Here is a 910-nt window from a genome sequence, read left to right as displayed (position 1 = left end):
GGCGTCAATCTGGCGGTCGCAGCCGGCATCATGGCGGCGATCGGCGACATCGGCCGGTTCAACAGCCCGCAGAAGCTGGTGAGCTATTTCGGGCTGAACCCGCGGGTGCGGCAGTCGGGACTGGGAGCTGCCCATCACGGTCGCATCAGCAAAATCGGCCGTTCTCACGCGCGCGCCATGCTGGTCGAGGCGGCCTGGGCAGCGGCCAAGGCGCCCGGTCCACTGCATGCGTTTTTCGTCCGCATCCGCGCCCGGCGCGGCCATCAGATCGCCGCGGTGGCCGTGGCTCGCAAGCTCACTGTGCTCTGCTGGCATTTGTTGACGAAGGGCGAAGATTACCTGTGGGCGCGCCCAGCCCTGGTGGCCAACAAGACCCGCGCGATGCAACTTCAAGCCGGACATCCGCAACAGAAAGGCAGCCGGCGTGGACCTGCCTATGCCTATAACATCAAGGCGCTGCGCGACCGCGAGATGCTGATTGCCGCCCAGGCGGAGCGAAACTACGAACAATTCGTGTCGCAATGGAAAGCGCGGCGGCCAAGAGCGGGCGCGCGGGCGCCTCAATTCGGCAAGACAACATAGGCAGTCCGGTGACGCTTGCAGCCGACGCGTCACGCTTCGCCACGAGGTCGCCCGCGCCCGACAACCATAATCGCAGCTGACGGCAACTTCCAGCCTGGCCAGTCCCGTTCCATGCAGCGTGCCACCGTGCTCGGGCCGGTCAAGGCCAAGCCTTGCGGTGGCCGCAAGTGCGGCCAGCCTTGACCGGCCCTGCGCGCGGCGGCTGCAAGATTGATGGCCGGGACGGAAGAATGGGCCTGCGGCGCGGCCGAACAAAAGAATGGACGCACGCGATTTCCCAGCAAGCGTCATCTCGATAATGAAAAAATCGCTTGTCCATCTCATCCGT

1 protein-coding gene is annotated in these 910 nt (G+C 65.1%); it reads left to right on the top strand.

The genetic code is table 11. The annotated features are described in order from the left end of the window. Positions 1 to 582 (top strand): transposase (locus IVB48_RS07815; RefSeq protein ID WP_247399151.1); only part of this gene is annotated, 582 nt, incomplete at its 5' end. Positions 583 to 910: the final 328 nt, after the last annotated feature.

It is taken from the genome of Bradyrhizobium sp. 76 (assembly GCF_023073025.1).
Classification (GTDB): Bacteria; Pseudomonadota; Alphaproteobacteria; order Rhizobiales; family Xanthobacteraceae; genus Bradyrhizobium.
The sequence above is the reverse complement of the archived record's forward strand: the minus strand, read 5'-3'. Positions and strand labels throughout refer to the sequence as shown.